We start from the raw sequence: 15,728 nt of genomic DNA on the forward strand, positions 1-15,728 counted from the left end.
TCTGTGAATGGTTGTACGAATATGAGTGCGGTCAGGACAGGATCGACTGGTCGCGAAGTCCGGTGATCCGTTTGTCGCTGTAGCCGAGGACCGACTTCAGGACGTCGTCGGTGTCCGCGCCCAGCACCGGTGCAGCGCGCCGAATCGAACCGGGTTCGGAGTTGCGGCGAACAGGGATGCCCTCGTGGAGGAATGTTCCCGCGAGGGGGTGTTCCTGTACGGAATAGAAATTGCGTGCCCGCAGATGCGGATCACCGTCGACCAGGTCACGTCCGTCCTGGATGGCGCCTGCCGCGATTCCCGCCGATTGCAGGCGCTCCATGACGGTTTCGGGTGGCAGAGTCCGGGTCCAGTCGGCGATCGCGTCGTCGATTCGTTCGAGGTTGGCTCGGCGACCCTCCACGCTCCTGAAATCGGGATTGTCGATCCAGTGCTCCGCTCCGATGATGCGGCACAACGTATTCCATTCCGTCATGCCGCGGATGGCAATCGAGCACCACCGGTCTGCGCCGTGGCACGGGTACACGCCGTGCGGCGCCAGTTCGCAGTGGCTGTTGCCGATCGGATCGGGGGACTGTGAGCGAGCCGCTCGGAGAACACTGGTGCCCATGTGCGCTGCCATGGCTTCGAGTTGTGACAGGTCTACGTGCTGGCCTCGCCCTGTCCGGTCGCGGTAGTCGAGAGCTGCCAGCGCCGCGACTGCTGCTTGCAGTCCGGCAACTATGTCACCGTGGCCGTAGATGACTCCGACAACATCGTCGGCGTTCCAACCGGTCAGCGAGGTCAATCCGGTACTTGCAGATACGATGTCGGCGTACGATACCCAGTCCTTGCGAGGGCCGGTGTGACCCATCCCGGACATAGACACGTAGATGATGTCCGGGTTGAGTTCCCGCAGTTGTTCGTAGCCGAGCCCCATCTTGTCCATGACCGACGAGCTGAAATTCTCGACCACGACGTCGGATTTCCTGATCAGGTCGCGTAGGACCGAAAGACCCTCGGCGGATCGGGTATCGAGCGTGATGCTGCGCTTGTTTCGGTTGACGTCGTTGAAGTACCCGCTGGTGTTCGGATTGTCATGAGGCCCGCGCGACAGATGCATGAACGGTGCGAAGCGAGTTGGGTCCGGGCGTCCGATCGATTCGACCTTGATGACTTCGGCTCCATGGTCGGCGAGGATTCGGGTGCCGTACGGGCCGGCCAGCACCCAGGTGAGATCCAGCACGCGGACACCGTCGAGGCTGAGCGCGCCCGTGTCACTGAACTCCTGAGTTTCATGCACTGCCACAGTCGTGTTGGTGGACAAGAGTTCCTGATGCTGACCCAACCGGGCGGCCTCGAGCGTTCCGATGCGGTGGCCTTCGGGGAAAGCGAAGCCGAACCCGAGATCGCGGTAGGTGCCGTGATCCCCGGTCACGTCAGTGAAGAAGTCACGGTCGTTGAGTTGTGGGTTGCGCAGGAGTTCTTCGGGCCGGTCGACCGCTGCCCACGGCAACTTGCGAGACTGGGCGCTGACTGCAAATTCTTCCTTCGGCCACTTTGAGATGAAGGCTGACAGAACGTCGAAGATGTGTTCCTGGTGTGTCTTTCGGTAGACCGCGTCGGACCACTCGGGTTGGTCGAGATCGTCCTGGGCGTCGTTGTCGATCAGCCAGGCCAGCATGCCGTCCCACATACGGGGGCTACCGCCGAGGCCGCCACCGACATAACCGTCGGCGGCCTGGAACAGTCCGTGCGGAACGAGTGGATGTACGCGGCCAGGACGCGGCGGGACACGGTCCTCGTGAATGTAGGCAAGAGTGCCCGCTTCCAGCGCGGCGGCAACACATTCCTGAGCACTGATCTCCAGCAACGGGTTCTGGCCCGTGGACCGCGAACGCAGTCCGAGCAGCACGCCGATTGCGGCGTTGATTCCGGCGAGCTGCTCAGCCTGGAGTTCGGGGAGCAGGAGTGGAGGGTGTTCGGGATCACCGACCTGAGCCATCATTCCGCCGAGCGCTGCTACGGTCAGGTTGGTTGCCTGCCACTCACTTCGGGGACCCGATGTGCCGAATGGCGTCACCCGGACATGCACGAGGGAGCCTCGGCGCTCTAGCGGAACGCCGGTCGCGCTGCCGTCGAGCAGGACATCCGCGCTGCGAAGTAGTGTGTCGAATTCGGCGCGGTCGTTGCTGTCGCCCAGATCGAGAACCACCGACTTCTTTCCCGCATGCCAATGCAGGTACGAATCACCCTGGGACTCGGCGCGACTCGGGTCACCGGTGGGTGGTTCTACCAGAATGACCTCGAAACCCAGCCCGACCAGGATGCGCCCGGCGAATCGCGCAAACGGACTGGAAATCTCTACGACCCGTACCGGGGGATGCACCACAACTACTCCGTTTCAATCGAAAGATATCGCCGAACCGACTGGTGTCGAACGTAGTTCTCGGGTCCGGTGGGCGACATGATTCCGGTCTGCCCACCGGACCCGTTCTCACACGCCGCTCAGGCTGCGTTCTGCTCGACCCATCCCGAGAGAAGTACAGCCGACGGATCGATGTCTGCGGAGATCTTGCCCTGCTCGCGGAAGAACGCAACCAGTTCGTTTGCCCGCTCCACATCGTCATCGGTGAATCCGCGCCCGCCGAAATCGATTTGGGCCACCCGGTCGGCAGCCTCGGCCGGGTCCATCTGGATAGCCGAGGCAATTGCGGTTGCCGCCCGATCTGGATCCGAGTTCACGATTGCCGACGCTTCCGAGATCACCTTGAACACCTTGCCTGCGGTTTCTTCGTTCGCGGACAACCAGTTATCCGACGCGATGATCCACTGCGCGTACTTGGCGCCGAAATCACCGGTCGTGGCAACTACGCGTCCACCGGTATTCAAACTCTGTGTCACCCACGGGTCGAAGGACAGGAAGCCGTCGATATCGCCACGCGCCAGTAACGCGGGCTGCTCGGGCGGACTGGTGCTCACGAGTGTGACGGTCGCGGGGTCGATGCCGAGGCTGGCGAGGTACTGGTTCGTGAAGTAGAGACCGATACCGGGGAAGACGCCCATGGTCTTGATCGACTTCGGTTCGAGGCCATTGCGCAGCACAACCTGGAAGTACCGGTCGGATTCCTGGAAGACACCAAGAGCCCGCAGGCTCGGGTTGGCAGCCATGACGGACAGCGCTGTCGAGTCGGCATTGCCGGATAGCTCCGAAGTTCCGGCTACAACGTTCTGAGCACCCGCTGCTCCGCCTTCCGTCTGGATGACCTGGACGTCGAGACCAGCGGCCTCGAACATGCCCTCGTGGTCAGCTAAGAAGATCGGAGCGTACGACGGGTCCACACCAACAGCGATGCGTACCAGGCCACCACTTTCCGCGGAGTTGTCGGTAGCGGGACGGGTGCATCCGCTGACGGCGATCGACAGGGCGGCGAGAGTAGCGATCGCGCCCACCCATTTCTTTTGAAATCTGTTGAGCATGATGGCCTCTCGGTAAAGGGGGAGCTTTCAGCGTCCGGTGAAGATGGGGGAGCGCTTGTCGAGGAATGACTGAAGTCCCTCGGCAGCGTCGTTCGTCTTGATCAGTTCGAGCACTGCGTCGAATTCGAGGTCCAGCGCTTGATCGAGCGGCAACGACATTCCCTCGTCAACAATGCGTTTGATCATCCCGATGGTGGCAGTGGGTTTCGATGCGAGCTCACGCGCAAGGTCAGCGCAGTGTGCATCTAGGTCGTCGTCTGCAACGACAGCATCGACCAGGCCGATGTCGTGTGCGCGCTCGGCGCTCAGTCGATTGCCTTCGATCATGAGCACTTTGGCTCGGTGTGCGCCGATGAGGCGCGGAAGCCGTTGGCTGCCACCCGCACCCGGAAACAGTCCGAGGCCTATCTCGGGAAAACCGATGGTCGCCGACTGTGCCATAACGCGGAAGTCGCAGGCCAACGTCAGTTCGGCGCCGCCACCGAGTGCGTGCCCGTTGATCTTCGCGATAACGGGTTTGGGAGCCGTCTCCAGGATCCGCTGTACCTCGACCCACGGGCGCATCGCCCGCTGAGTCTCTTCGGTCAGCTCGCGCATCACGGTGATGTCGGCGCCGGCGACGAAGAACCGGCCAGTGCCCGTCATGACGATGGCGCGGATGCTCTGGTCCGACGCTAGTACCGGCAGTAGCTCCAGAAGTTCGGCGATCAGGCTGGGATTGAACGCGTTGGCGGGAGGTTTGTCGATGGTCACGGTGGCGATCGACTCTGTGACGTCGACGGTGACGAAGTTGTAGGTCTGTCTCGTCAATTGAGCTCCTGTCAGCGGGTTGGAGGTGTACACCGGTCGAGCCGGAGGATGCCTGGAGGAAGTATGGAGTGGGACTCTCGCGCGGCGATACAGCTCGGGTTCGGTCAGTAGACCAGGGCCGGATCGAAGATCGATGCTGTTGCTGCGCGTTCTGCGGTGATCACGGCGATTTTTAGTCCTGTGACAGGATTGAGTCCGTGACTTCTGTAGTTCCGACCCAGCCCGAGCCCGCTGTCGACAAGCGTCCCGAGTCGATTTTTACGATGGGGACGCGAATCGAGGACCGGCTCGGACGAACCGGCACCATCCACACACCGCACGGCGATATCGCGACGCCGTCGTTCGTGGTGGTCGGGACCAAGGCGACGGTCAAGGCTGTGCTCCCCGAGTCGATCAAGGAATTGGGCACGCAATCGGTTCTCGCAAATGCGTACCACCTGTATTTGCAGCCGGGTGCCGACATCGTCGACGAGGCCGGTGGCCTGGGCAAATTCATGAACTGGGACGGACCCACCTTCACGGACAGCGGCGGCTTCCAGGTGATGTCACTTGGCGTCGGGTTCAAGAAAGTACTCGCGATGGAAGCCGTCGGCGTGCAGTCCGACGACGTGATCGCGAAGGGCAAAGAGCGTCTTGCGACGGTCGATGACGAGGGCGTCACGTTCAAATCGCACCTCGACGGCAGCAAGCATCGGTTCACCCCCGAGGTGTCGATGCAGATACAGCATCAACTCGGCGCCGACATCATGTTCGCGTTCGACGAACTCACCACGCTGCTCAATACGCGCGGTTACCAGGAGCGATCGGTCGAGCGCACGCAGGCGTGGGCGATTCGCTGCATCAACGAGCACGAGAAGCTCACCGCCGAACGCGCCGACAAGCCCTATCAGGCTCTCTTCGGCGTGATCCAAGGCGCGCAGTACGAGGATCTGCGTCGGCAAGCGTGCCGTGGCCTCGAGTCGATCGAAGGCGAGAACGGGTACGGGTTCGACGGCTACGGCATCGGCGGCGCCCTCGAGAAGCAGAACCTCGGCACAATTGTGCGTTGGTGCAACGAGGAACTGCCTGAGCACAAGCCGCGGCACATGCTCGGAATCAGCGAACCGGACGATTTTTTCGTCGCAATCGAGAACGGCGCAGACACCTTCGACTGCGTCAATCCGTCCCGTGTTGCGCGCAATGCCGCGATCTACGTGCGCTCCGGCCGGTTCAACATCAACACCAGCCGATTCCGCCGTGATTTCACACCTATCGACGACGAGTGTGACTGCTATACCTGCGCCAACTACACCCGCGCGTACATCCATCACCTCTTCAAAGCGAAAGAAATGCTCGCGTCGACGCTCTGCACCATCCACAACGAGCGATTCACCGTGAAGCTGGTCGACGACATCCGAGCCAGCATCGAAGGCGGGTACTTCCACGACTTCAAGGCGGACATGCTCGGAAAGTTCTACGGCCCGAAGGCCCCGCAGACTCAGGCGTAAGTCGGTTCGCGCTTCTTCACGTAGGCGATGACGCGGTAGGTGATCGGCATGACCAGAATCTCGACAAGGGTTTTCCACAGGAAGCCGACCAACACGTAGTTGATGAAGTCTTCCCATGTGCTGATGCCGATGACGCCGGCCGCGATGGAGCAGAAGATGAGGGTGTCGGCGAATTCACCGACGACGGTCGAGCCGATGAGACGTGCCCACAGGTGCTTCTCCTGCATGCGCTTCTTCATCATGACCAGGACCAGGGAGTTCAGAAGCTGTCCGACGAGGTAGGCGGCCAAGCCGGCGACCAGGAGTCGGGGAATGACACCGACGACGGTTTCGAGGGCGGCCTGGTTCTCGTAGAAGGCCGCCGACGGCAGTTGCACAGCGATCCAGAAACATGCGGCAGCAAGAATCAGCGCGCCGAATCCGAGGTAGATCGCGCGCCGGGTGGCTTTGAAGCCGTAGACCTCACTGAGAACGTCACCGAGGACGTACGCGAGTGGGAAGAGGAAGAAGCCACCGTCGGTGATGACGGGCAGGATCTGCAAGGGCCCGAGGGACAACTCGGAATCCGCGAAGAAGGCGACCCCCTTGGTCGCCGCCACATTCGAGATCAGCAGCGTTGCGGTGAACAGCGCGACGATCGTCGGATAATAACCGAGGCTGACGTGCGCAAATTTGGTCTCTTGAGTCGATGAGTCTTGCTGATCCTGAGCTGTCACGTCCGCAATCCAAGCACCTCAGGGTGTCTCCAAGCGAGTTGGCGACCGTCCAGTTGCCCAGAACACAGCAGAAAGCCCGGCAATTCCTCGAGGAACTGCCGGGCTTTCGCGAGGGCTCTGGGTTATCCCTTGACTACCTGGGTGCCACCGGCCAGTTGGTCGTGCTTGCCCTGTTTGGTGGGGCTGTTGTTGATGGTCACCGCGATGACGATGTACGCGATAAACGCGAGGAGACCGCCGATGATCGGAATGATCGACAGCAGTGTGAACGCATTTCGGATCGCGGACTGCTGCGGTGTGGGCTTGGGAGCGCCGGCAGGTCCATGCACCGAAAGGCCGAGCATCTTCTTGCCCAGCGTCCAACCCTGGGTTACTTCCATCCCCACGAAGTACGCGAAGGTCAGGATCCCCGAGAACAGTCCGGAGATCAGAATCAAGCTGTCCGCGTCACTGACCAGGACTGCGAGAATTGCCGCGACGATGCCGACGATGATGCCGTCGATGATTCGCGCAGCGAGGCGCAACCACAGGTCACCCGGCTGAGCGCCGGAAGGCAGTCGCGTCGATCCGCCGTAAGCGCCCTGATCATTGAACTGCGGCGGCGGGGGAAAGTTCCCGCCCTGAGGCGGCGGCGGGTATCCACCGGGCGGCGGGTAGTTCCCCTGCGGTGGGGGGTAGTTGCCCTGCGGGGGCGGGTATCCACCGGGAGGCGGGTAATTCCCCGGGGGCGGCCCGGCAGGAGAGCCTCCCGTCGGCTGGTAGCCGCCACCGGGAGGTGTGACGGGAGGTGGGTAGCTACCGGGCGGCGGTGATTGCGGCTGGCTGTACGGATCTTGTGGTGATTGGTTTCCGTCGTTCGGATTCTTGTTGGGGTCGTAACCGCCGGTTGTCATTGTTTCCCCTCAGTCGTGAATGCGCGTCGAAGCGTTCAAGCCGGACACAGCATTCGAGTGTGACAGTGATTACGACCTTAACCGCCATAAGCGATAGATGTTGGTGTCACTTACGCCCTCGTGTGTTGATGTCACCTGTGGTTTAGGCTGCGTTTCATGACGAGTTCCGGGGAGAACGGCGAGATATCTCCCGATAAATACGTGCCTGAACCCGGATATGGCGAGGTTCCCAGCCTCCCGCAGGAAGGTTACGGAGAATCTGCGGGACAGCAGGAGTCGTATTGGGAGATTCCGGCGACACCATCGCCAATCGAGCAGTACCCGGGTTATCCACCGCCGTCGTACACCCCGACCCCAGAGCCACAAGCGCAGTATCAACAACCGCAATACCAACAACCACCGCAATACCAACAACCACCGCAGTACCAGCAGTACCAACAGCCGCCGCAGTACCAGCAGTACCAGCAGCCACCGCAGTACGGACCTCCCAGCCAGTTCGGTGGGTACGTGCAACCGGTGGGAACGAACGGCCTTGCGATCGCGTCATTGGTGACGGCGATAGTCGGCGGTTGCTTTTACGGACTCGGCGCGATTGTCGCGATAATTCTGGGCGTCGTCGCGCTCAATCAGATTAAACAAACAGGCCAGCAGGGGCGTGGGCTCGCGATTGCGGGTATTGCCGTCGGTGCCTCGGTTATCGCCATGTGGGTGATATTCGTGATTTTTATAGCGGCGGTGGGTTCCGTCTAACGCCAGCGTCGATGCTGCGCAGGTGATGCGACTGCGAGCGGCGGTTCCTGAATTGCTGTGGTGTGAGCGTCGGCGGGGAGGGGTTTGCCGAAATAGTAACCCTGGCCTGTGGTACACCCTGCGCGAGTGACGGCTGCTGCTTGTTCGGCAGTCTCGACGCCTTCGGCGATGGACTCCATTCCCAGTTTGTCGGCGATCGCGGCGATGGACTCCATCACGATGAATGCCCGCTCGGACGAGTGCTGCGCGTCGCTGAGAGCCCAGGTGAGGCTCTGGTCGATCTTCAGGATATCGAGTGGCAGTTCCGACAGAGCCGCAAAGGACGCAAAGCCGGCTCCGAAATCGTCGAGCGCTATCCGGATGCCTTCTTTGTGCAGCGTCGCCAGCGTGGCGGCGGCATTCTGGCCGACGACGCCGAGTTCGGTGACTTCTACGATGACTTTGTTGTGCGGGGTGCCGGAGCGGTCAAGGGTGTCGATTATTTCTCGGGCAGCATTGTCGGTCGACAGCTGGCGTGGCGAGAAATTCACCGCGATATTCAACTGATCATCCCAGTGGGAGATGTGTGCGCAGATCAAGTCGAGGGTTTGCAATCCGATGGGAATGATCAAGCCGGACAATTCAGCAGATCGCATGAAATCTTGTGGTTCGATGACTCCACGAAGGGGATGGCGCCAGCGTAGGAGTGCTTCGTAGCCGGTAACAGTCGAGGTTTCCAGGTGTACCTGGGGTTGGTACAGCACTTCGAATTGATGGTCGTCGAGTGCCTCGCGAAGCTCGCGAACCATGCGGATTCCTTTTCGTTCTGTTCCCGCCCTAACGCACTGCCGCGCGGTTGCCCTCCAGCGGGTGCTTTGGTCATGTCGAGGGCAAGCCCCGCTTGTAACCTGCCCAGGGCTCCTCGCCCTGGTTCCCTTCACCTATGCCGAAACGGTACTTCACTCCGCGGCAATTGCCAATGATTAACTATTGTCTAAGATCCCTTGACGGGATCCAGGGGATCGACAGATGTGAAGATCCAGGGGTCACCCGGAACCTTCTGTGGATCGAAGCGAACAGCCAATTCCGTCGGCGAAACTACTTCACCAGGTTCGGCCAATCCGATGCTCGACGCAATCAGAGTCAGAACTTCGGCTGGGGTGCGGCCGAGGTCGCGTTGATCGGAGAGCGTGACCGCCCCGTCCCGTTTGGCCAGACGCTTGCCTTCGGAATTGAGTGCGAGGGGGACGTGGGCGTAGATCGGCGGTGTAATGGCCAGGAGTGTTGCCAGGTAGGCCTGGCGCGGTGCTGATGTCAGGAGGTCGTCGCCGCGGACAACCTGATCGACGTTCTGGGCGCCGTCGTCGACCACAACTGCCAAATTGTATGCGGGAACCCCGTCTCCGCGGAGTAGCACCACATCGTCGACCAATCCGGATATGTTGCCGTGCAACATATCTCGCACGGTGAATGACGTCGTCTCGGCACGCAGGCGCAGTGCGGGTTTACGGCCGGAGGCCAGCTTGACGGCTTGCTCGGAAGGAGTGAGATTCCGGCACGTTCCGGGGTAGGCGCCGTCCGGGGCGTGTGGCGCGGAGGGTGCCTGCTGAATTTCCTTGCGGGTGCAGAAGCACGGGTACGTCAGCCCGCGATCGGTCAGCGACGTGATCGCGTCCGCGTACCGCGGCAGTCGGTCGGACTGTTTGACGACGTCGCCGTCCCAGTCGAGGCCCAGCGCTCGCAGGTCACTCAGTTGGCGTTCCATGGCGCCTGGCCGCACACGATCCAGATCTTCGACGCGAATGAGAAAGTCGCGACCGGAGGTCCGGGCAAACAGCCAGGCAAGGAGGGCAGTGCGAAGGTTTCCCAGATGTAGATCGCCGGATGGGCTCGGTGCAAATCGTCCTGATCCCGGCACGTCAGCCCCTGGATACAAGAGCATCGGGAATTTCCATGTCGTGGAGGGTGAGCTTTATCTGACTCTCCAGGGCGTACTCGAGATAGTGCGGCGGATACATGCCGGGATTGCCTATCGCGTCGAGTGCGAGTCCGTCGACGGTTGCGAGGAGCAGCGCTGCGCGGGTTTCAGCTTCAGGCAATCTGATTCCGATCAGAACTGCGCAGATGCCGGTGCGAATAGTGAACAGCATCGTCCGCCGAATTTCCGCCAACGATTCGCTGGTGACAGCCCGGATGGCAAATGCGGCAAGGACGTGTGCTTCGCGCGTGCGCTGCTCGTCGAGGGGAAGCAGTTGTGACAAAGCCTGGAACAGCGCAACGTGCGGGTCGGTTCCGGCTGGGGATTGGGTGAGACGGCTCAGCATTCGCTCTGCCAGAGTGCGCAGAGCAAATGTGAGCATCTCGTCCTTGGTCGAGAAGTGGTGCTGCACGGCGCCGATCGAGACGTCGGCGCGCTTTGCCACCTCGCGCACACTCGCATTGTCGAGTCCTGATTCGGCGGCAACATCGAAAAGCGCCGTGGCCAGCAAGTCCGGGTTGGTGGCTGATTTCCGACGTTCAGGCATGCGACGGACATTACCCGCGTATCGAAGCAATCCGCACGTCAGGGGTGGTTTTTCAGACGGCCCTGCCGAGATATGCGAGGAGTTTGGTTGCCTTGTCGGCATCATCGGCAACCGGGATCTCGGGGCCGCATACCCCTGCCATACGAATGGAATCACCGAGGCCGGCAGCAATCTGTGACACCCAATCGACGTCCTTTTCCGGAATCGAGGTGTCGGTGCCCGTAGCGGCTGCAAGGTCCCAGCCGTGAATGACCAGATCGAAGCACAGAAAACCGTCGACGGTGGCTCCCAGGTTGGTGCGGCCGAAATGTCCGTCGTATTCGAGGGTCGACCTTTCCGGATCGTCGAGAATCGCCTGCATCGAATCGCGCACTGCTGCCCAGGCGGCGGACGGGTTGTCGTCGACGGACGGTCCCGGCGCCAATTCGAGGCCGACGACCTTGACCATGTCGCGTTCGCTGTCGATCACGTGCCGGACCACATCGCGAGCCGTCCACCCTTCGCACGGAGAGTTGTTGTCCCACCGGTCCTCAGGTACTGCGTCGATCCGCTGGGTGAAGCCGGCGGCGAGGTCACGGTAGCGATCTGCGGGGGAGATATCGGCTGTAGTCATGCCACTGATTCTTCAGGATGGGGCAGGGGCGGCGATTGGTTATTTCGGACACTTGCCGAGAACGTGACCACGGTCCCCGGGGCCGTGCCAGTCGGGAGCTTCACTACGCAGTAGTTCTCGCAGATACCAGCTCATTTCGCGAACCTAGCCAGAGCTACCGACACCGTGGTTTTCCGATGATTCTTGTCAGTCGATCGGACCGAACCTGTATCCGAATCCGCGCACGGTCTTGATGTACTTGGGATTGGCCGGGTCGGATTCGATTTTCGACCGCAAGCTCTGAATATTGGCGTCGACGGCGCGAGTCTTGGTTGAATTCGTTTCACCCCACACCTTTGCGAGGAGCTGGGTTCGGGAGTAGACGTGGCCGGGGTGCATCGACATTTCGAGGAGCAGGCGCAATTCGGTTCGAGTGAGGTCGAGGCGTCGACGGCGGATGGTGGCGGTCATGGATCGGCGGTCGATCGTCAACTCGCCGTGGCGCTCTCGCTTGTCCGTCTGTGGGGTGGGCGTACTGCGGAGGAGGCTCGTTATCCGAGAATCGAGGCTGCGAGCGTCGAGTGGGTTGATGGCGAAATCCGACGCGACTTGTGGTGGTGCATCGTCGATGTCTTCGGGGGACTCGACGATCATGATGATCGGAATCTCGCTGCGGAGACGGATTTGGCGGGCGACCTCGAAGCCGTCGATGTCCGGGAGTGAAAGATCGAGAACGGCAACGTCGAAGCTGTCGGTGCCGAGTGCGTCGAGGCTGTTTCGTCCGGACGCGAACAGATGAACGGTGTGGCCGACGCGCTCGAGTTCGACGCCGAAGGTCTCCGCTAGCGCAGGCTGATCCGTCGCCGCGAGAATCACGCTCATGTAGTGCCGCCCTGTTGCTGCTCGTCTCGGTAACCCGTCAATACCGACTTCGGCCAGTGTCGCAGATCACTATCGGCCCGGCCACTTCGGGCACGAGGAGCGGGAGCTGACAAACAAGAACGACCAGGGTTCAGGCAATGCGCTGCTACGCTGCTTTTCGCACGTCGATACGTAGCCGGGGGGCTCAGGTGGGGAACGAAGTACTACAAGCAGACGCCGAGTCGCTACGGGCGTTGGCCGACGCGGTGAGAAACCAAGGAGCCGTGATTGCCGGCATCGACGTGTCGGGAATTCTCGCTGACGCGGCAGCGGCGATGCCCGATTCGGCGAGCGGCCCGGCCGCCGCGAGGGCCGGTGACCCGATTACCACCGGATACCGCGCTACCTCGGAGATGTTGACGTCGATGGCTGACGCTGCCCAATCCAGTGCGAGCAGCTACGACGCTGTCGAGGTCGCATTCCGGAACCGGCTGGCCACCTACCAAGCGGCCGTGTAGATGGCGACGATCTCCCAGGTCCGCGCCTGGGATCCGACTGGTTTGGCCGCCGCTGCAACGGCATTGGAGCAGAAGAACCGGGACTTCATGCACGCTGTGGAATCAGCGCATCGCGCGGTCGACTTCGCGCTCGATCAGTGGAAAGGCGAAGCCTCGGCTGCAGCGTCGGCGCGAGCCTTGGCTGACAGTATTGCCGCGACACATCTGACCACAGGAGTATTCGCCGAAGCCGACGCGTTGAGTGAAGCTGCTGCTGCGTTGGGGCCGGCGCGGGCGGCGGTGATCGACATTGCGGACAGTGCGATCGCCGAGGGCATGGCTGTCGCCGATGACGGTCGAGTGAGCGCACCTCGGTACGGAAGCGGTAACACTGCACTCGACATCTTGGGGCAGGCTGCGTTCGACGAGAAGGCGCACAGCTTCGAGGCGAGACTGGTTCCGGCCTTGCACATGGCGGGAAGCCTCGACGAGGGGGCTGCCGCGGCCTTGTCGAAGGCAGCAGGAGACCTCGCTGATCTCGCACAGTCCCCAAGCGCCCAGCAGACGATGAGCGCGGTGGTGGCCGCGATTCTCGACGGCAACGCGTTCCCCCCGGTCGGTGCGAGGGAGTTCAACGAATTCTGGGAATCGCTGTCCCCCAACGACAAAGATGCTCTCGCGGCGTTCGATCCGGGAATCGGGAACAGAGACGGGATGCCAGCCGTAGATCGCGATCATTTCAACCGGATCAACCTCGGCAACCTGCAGTCGTCGACGTCGACCGAACTCGCCGACCTCGACGGCAGGCACCCCGATTGGGCCAAGGGTCGCAACATTCCGTCGGATGCGGGCAGCGTGGACGAGGCGGACCAGCAGGCGCGCCGCGACTACGAGCGGTGGCAGCAGCAACGCGCGGACCTGCAGCAGCGTCTCGACGGTTACGGCGTCCTCGCCGACCAGATCGACCCCACTCTCGCCGAGGAGGGTGATTCGGAGAAGTATCTGCTCGGTGTCGACGACGAAGGTCGGGCCATCGTGGCACTGAATAATCCCGACACCGCGACGAACGTCGCAACGTTCGTACCTGGCACCGGCAGCCACCTGGGAACCATCGGCGGCGACATCGACCGCTCCCAAATGATGTTGGACTCGACGGAATACCAGCGACGGTTCGCGGGGCTCGAGGGATCGACCTCCGTGGTGACCTGGTACGGATACGATGCGCCGCAAACGATCCCGCAAGCAGGGCTCGACGGGTATGCCGATGGTGGGGCCGGATCGCTGGACCGGTTCCAAGACGGTCTCCGTGCATCCCACGACGGCACGCCTTCGCACAACACGGTTATCGGACACAGTTACGGATCGACCGTGATCGGCGCTGCGGCCTCGGGCGGACGATCGATCGACGCGAACGATCTGTTTTTCGTGGGTAGCCCCGGAGTGGGGATGGACCGGGTCGAGGGACTCTCCCTCGAGGGCATCGATCCCGGACATGTCGGCGGCCACGTATACGCCACCGCCGCGGCCAATGATCCGGTTCCGATGATTGGGGACGTGTTCGGCAGTCTCTCGCATGGCGCGAATCCCGCGAACGATCTTCCATTGATCGGATTCGGTGCCACCGTTGTCGAATCCGCACCCGGGACCGGGATCGACGCCGGTCTGCTGGGTGAGCTCCCCAGCCCGGCCGCGCACAGTGAGTACTGGGAAAACAACAATCCGGCTCTTGCCGGTATGGGCCATGTGATCGCCGGACTAGGAGCGCCATGACCAACGCAACTCGACGCCGTAAAGCATTCGGCTCGAGCAGTATCGCGGTGGCAGTGCTGCTGTCGGCGTGTACGACGACGGAGAACGGAAAAGTGATGGAAGCCGACATGAATCTGACCCGCCCGCAGGCCCAGGCCAAGGTGATCGAGTACCTGACCGAAACGATCGCGGCACTGCCGCCGGGTGCCTACCTGACGCGGTATTCCGAGCTGAACGAAAAAGTCACCCTCAGCCCGGGTGGCACCGTCCCGTGCAACGACAGCAATCTGTCGAAGGACACATCCGTGGACTACGGCGTGACGTATTTCCTCGAGTCTTCTGACGCTGCGAGCGTTCCAGGTTTCGGCGATACGATCCGCAATCTGTGGACTGAGCGGGGCTGGAAGTTTCGAACGTACGACTCCGCCGGGGACACGACGAGCACCGAAACCATTTTGCCGGATGGATATCGGATGGTCTTCGACGAGCATCCACGAGGAGCGGGCCTGAGCGGGTCGTCGCCGTGTTTCCCTCGACCCGAAGCGTCGGATCATCCGAACGCGCCCGTGCAGATCGATCAGCCATGACCGGGCCCGCATCCTCGTTTCCGGAGTTGACTGTCCTTGCCCGCCAAGTCGACATCGAGGTCGGGAAAGTTCGCGCCCGCGCAGATGCCGGAGGTGGTGCCGTCAGCGTCGAGGTCGACGCGTTCGGTGCGATTACCGACCTGCAACTGACTGAAAGTTGCCTCGGGGCCGGCGCCGCTGCACTCTCCGCCGCGATCACAGCGTCCCACCGAACCGCCTGCGCGGCAGCAGCGGCGGCCGCGCAGGAACTACGCGCGCCTCTCCTTCGCGACTCTCGCGTCGCCAGGGCAATGGAGGCGTTCAATCAGGTGCCGGCCGTACCCGAGACTCATCTGCTGCGACGAGCTGGCCGGGCACCGGTCGACGACGACCCGCCCTTCGGCGGCGGTTCGTTCATGCGACGTGCCTGAAACCCGGCAAAAACGCTCGCAAAAAAGAACCCCCTGTGAACCGCTTCTCAGCAGTTCACAGGGGGTTCCTTTGGCGGAGGATAGGGGATTTGAACCCCTGAGGGCGTTAACCCAACCCGCGTTCCAGGCGAGCGCCATAGGCCACTAGGCGAATCCTCCGTGGAGAAGCATACCCAAGAGAACGACTGAAGCGTTAAACGGGTATCTGACCTGCGGCTATGTGGCGGCAATTCGGCGCCCGGCCGAAACGCGGCGGGTGGTGTCCCAAGGTTCCGGAAGGCCGTCTACACTGTTCATTGGATCCCGCGCGGCGCGCATCCTGTGAACTCCCCCAGGGCCGGAAGGCAGCAAGGGTCAACGGGCTCTGCCGGGTGCGCGGGGTCCTCTATTTTTTTCACATATCCCGACCCCGC

The 15,728-nt window shown here is 61.9% G+C and carries 16 protein-coding genes, 1 tRNA gene and 1 other RNA gene; 7 read left to right on the forward strand and 11 right to left on the reverse strand.

Annotation, left to right across the window (positions count from 1 at the left end):
- Positions 1–31: 31 nt before the first annotated feature.
- The 3 genes from KYT97_RS21355 to KYT97_RS21365 form a co-directional block, all read right to left on the reverse strand.
- Entirely contained in the window at positions 32–2,371 is a 2,340-nt protein-coding gene (locus KYT97_RS21355) for a CaiB/BaiF CoA-transferase family protein (RefSeq protein WP_033235065.1), read from the reverse strand.
- Positions 2,372–2,487: 116 nt separating this feature from the next.
- Positions 2,488–3,459, reverse strand: coding sequence for an ABC transporter substrate-binding protein (locus tag KYT97_RS21360; protein WP_033235064.1), 972 nt, complete (start codon positions 3,457–3,459; stop codon positions 2,488–2,490).
- A 27-nt stretch (positions 3,460–3,486) separates the two neighbouring features.
- The gene (locus tag KYT97_RS21365; RefSeq protein ID WP_172936864.1) at positions 3,487–4,269 is read right to left on the reverse strand and encodes an enoyl-CoA hydratase/isomerase family protein; all 783 of its coding nucleotides are present in this window, start codon (positions 4,267–4,269) and stop codon (positions 3,487–3,489) included.
- Between the two features lie 197 nt (positions 4,270–4,466).
- Between KYT97_RS21365 and tgt the strand changes: the two genes are divergently transcribed.
- Positions 4,467–5,756, forward strand: a complete 1,290-nt coding sequence (gene tgt / locus KYT97_RS21370) for a tRNA guanosine(34) transglycosylase Tgt (RefSeq protein WP_372472349.1) — start codon at positions 4,467–4,469, stop codon at positions 5,754–5,756.
- Here tgt and KYT97_RS21375 read toward each other — a convergent pair.
- Both KYT97_RS21375 and KYT97_RS31190 read right to left on the reverse strand, forming a co-directional pair.
- Positions 5,747–6,472: a queuosine precursor transporter gene (locus KYT97_RS21375; RefSeq protein WP_033235061.1), complete on the reverse strand. Its 726-nt coding sequence runs from the start codon at positions 6,470–6,472 to the stop codon at positions 5,747–5,749. The genes tgt and KYT97_RS21375 overlap by 10 nt on opposite strands.
- A 122-nt stretch (positions 6,473–6,594) precedes the next feature.
- Complete coding sequence (locus tag KYT97_RS31190) at positions 6,595–7,365, reverse strand: RDD family protein (protein ID WP_095887689.1); 771 nt, start codon at positions 7,363–7,365, stop codon at positions 6,595–6,597.
- A 156-nt stretch (positions 7,366–7,521) separates the two neighbouring features.
- Here KYT97_RS31190 and KYT97_RS21385 point away from each other — a divergent pair, with 156 nt between their 5' ends.
- Positions 7,522–8,115: a DUF4190 domain-containing protein gene (locus KYT97_RS21385; protein WP_219110648.1), complete on the forward strand. Its 594-nt coding sequence runs from the start codon at positions 7,522–7,524 to the stop codon at positions 8,113–8,115.
- On the opposite strand, the gene KYT97_RS21390 is transcribed toward KYT97_RS21385, so the two are convergent.
- The 5 genes from KYT97_RS21390 to KYT97_RS21410 form a co-directional block, all read right to left on the reverse strand.
- Entirely contained in the window at positions 8,112–8,903 is a 792-nt protein-coding gene (locus tag KYT97_RS21390) for an EAL domain-containing protein (protein WP_045066463.1), read from the reverse strand. The two genes, KYT97_RS21385 and KYT97_RS21390, sit on opposite strands and share 4 nt — an antisense overlap.
- Before the next feature lie 185 nt (positions 8,904–9,088).
- A complete protein-coding gene (gene gluQRS, locus KYT97_RS21395) occupies positions 9,089–10,036 on the reverse strand; it encodes a tRNA glutamyl-Q(34) synthetase GluQRS (RefSeq protein ID WP_219110649.1) in 948 nt (315 codons plus the stop codon).
- Positions 10,014–10,619 (reverse strand): TetR/AcrR family transcriptional regulator, encoded by a 606-nt coding sequence (locus KYT97_RS21400; RefSeq protein ID WP_033235057.1) that lies wholly within the window; start codon positions 10,617–10,619, stop codon positions 10,014–10,016. The genes gluQRS and KYT97_RS21400 overlap by 23 nt, the downstream gene beginning before the upstream one ends.
- Positions 10,620–10,671: 52 nt before the next feature.
- Complete coding sequence (locus tag KYT97_RS21405) at positions 10,672–11,232, reverse strand: TIGR03086 family metal-binding protein (protein WP_033235056.1); 561 nt, start codon at positions 11,230–11,232, stop codon at positions 10,672–10,674.
- 186 nt (positions 11,233–11,418) lie between these two features.
- Positions 11,419–12,093 carry a response regulator transcription factor gene (locus tag KYT97_RS21410; protein ID WP_033235055.1) on the reverse strand — a complete coding sequence of 225 codons (675 nt, stop codon included), beginning with the start codon at positions 12,091–12,093 and terminating at the stop codon, positions 11,419–11,421.
- Between the two features lie 188 nt (positions 12,094–12,281).
- On the opposite strand from KYT97_RS21410, the gene KYT97_RS21415 reads away from it, so the two are divergent.
- From KYT97_RS21415 to KYT97_RS21430, 4 genes are read left to right on the forward strand one after another with little or no spacing between them, the layout of a single operon-like run.
- Positions 12,282–12,590 (forward strand): hypothetical protein, encoded by a 309-nt coding sequence (locus tag KYT97_RS21415; protein WP_033235054.1) that lies wholly within the window; start codon positions 12,282–12,284, stop codon positions 12,588–12,590.
- A complete protein-coding gene (locus KYT97_RS21420; protein WP_051730577.1) occupies positions 12,591–14,339 on the forward strand; it encodes an alpha/beta hydrolase in 1,749 nt (582 codons plus the stop codon).
- The gene (locus tag KYT97_RS21425) at positions 14,336–14,905 is read left to right on the forward strand and encodes a hypothetical protein (protein WP_033235053.1); all 570 of its coding nucleotides are present in this window, start codon (positions 14,336–14,338) and stop codon (positions 14,903–14,905) included. Before KYT97_RS21420 ends, KYT97_RS21425 begins: the two co-directional genes overlap by 4 nt.
- Positions 14,902–15,315: a YbaB/EbfC family nucleoid-associated protein gene (locus KYT97_RS21430; RefSeq protein WP_033235052.1), complete on the forward strand. Its 414-nt coding sequence runs from the start codon at positions 14,902–14,904 to the stop codon at positions 15,313–15,315. Before KYT97_RS21425 ends, KYT97_RS21430 begins: the two co-directional genes overlap by 4 nt.
- Before the next feature lie 71 nt (positions 15,316–15,386).
- On the opposite strand, the gene KYT97_RS21435 is transcribed toward KYT97_RS21430, so the two are convergent.
- Positions 15,387–15,474: transfer RNA gene (locus KYT97_RS21435), tRNA-Ser, on the reverse strand.
- A 135-nt stretch (positions 15,475–15,609) separates the two neighbouring features.
- On the opposite strand from KYT97_RS21435, the gene ffs reads away from it, so the two are divergent.
- Positions 15,610–15,709: signal recognition particle sRNA small type (gene ffs / locus KYT97_RS21440), an RNA gene on the forward strand.
- Positions 15,710–15,728: the final 19 nt, after the last annotated feature.

The sequence above is a fragment of the Rhodococcus globerulus genome, assembly GCF_019334125.1.
In the GTDB taxonomy this organism is placed as follows: domain Bacteria; phylum Actinomycetota; class Actinomycetes; order Mycobacteriales; family Mycobacteriaceae; genus Rhodococcus_F; species Rhodococcus_F globerula.

What these genes read in the sequence shown, in the direction of transcription:
- KYT97_RS21360 (WP_033235064.1), bottom strand. Translation starts at nt 3,459, where the DNA reads ATGCTCAACAGATTTCAAAAGAAATGGGTGGGCGCGATCGCTACTCTC.
- KYT97_RS31190 (WP_095887689.1), bottom strand. Translation starts at nt 7,365, where the DNA reads ATGACAACCGGCGGTTACGACCCCAACAAGAATCCGAACGACGGAAAC.
- KYT97_RS21385 (WP_219110648.1), top strand. Translation starts at nt 7,522, where the DNA reads ATGACGAGTTCCGGGGAGAACGGCGAGATATCTCCCGATAAATACGTG.
- KYT97_RS21390 (WP_045066463.1), bottom strand. Translation starts at nt 8,903, where the DNA reads ATGGTTCGCGAGCTTCGCGAGGCACTCGACGACCATCAATTCGAAGTG.
- gluQRS (WP_219110649.1), bottom strand. Translation starts at nt 10,036, where the DNA reads ATGCTCTTGTATCCAGGGGCTGACGTGCCGGGATCAGGACGATTTGCA.
- KYT97_RS21400 (WP_033235057.1), bottom strand. Translation starts at nt 10,619, where the DNA reads ATGCCTGAACGTCGGAAATCAGCCACCAACCCGGACTTGCTGGCCACG.
- KYT97_RS21405 (WP_033235056.1), bottom strand. Translation starts at nt 11,232, where the DNA reads ATGACTACAGCCGATATCTCCCCCGCAGATCGCTACCGTGACCTCGCC.
- KYT97_RS21410 (WP_033235055.1), bottom strand. Translation starts at nt 12,093, where the DNA reads ATGAGCGTGATTCTCGCGGCGACGGATCAGCCTGCGCTAGCGGAGACC.
- KYT97_RS21420 (WP_051730577.1), top strand. Translation starts at nt 12,591, where the DNA reads ATGGCGACGATCTCCCAGGTCCGCGCCTGGGATCCGACTGGTTTGGCC.
- KYT97_RS21425 (WP_033235053.1), top strand. Translation starts at nt 14,336, where the DNA reads ATGACCAACGCAACTCGACGCCGTAAAGCATTCGGCTCGAGCAGTATC.
- KYT97_RS21430 (WP_033235052.1), top strand. Translation starts at nt 14,902, where the DNA reads ATGACCGGGCCCGCATCCTCGTTTCCGGAGTTGACTGTCCTTGCCCGC.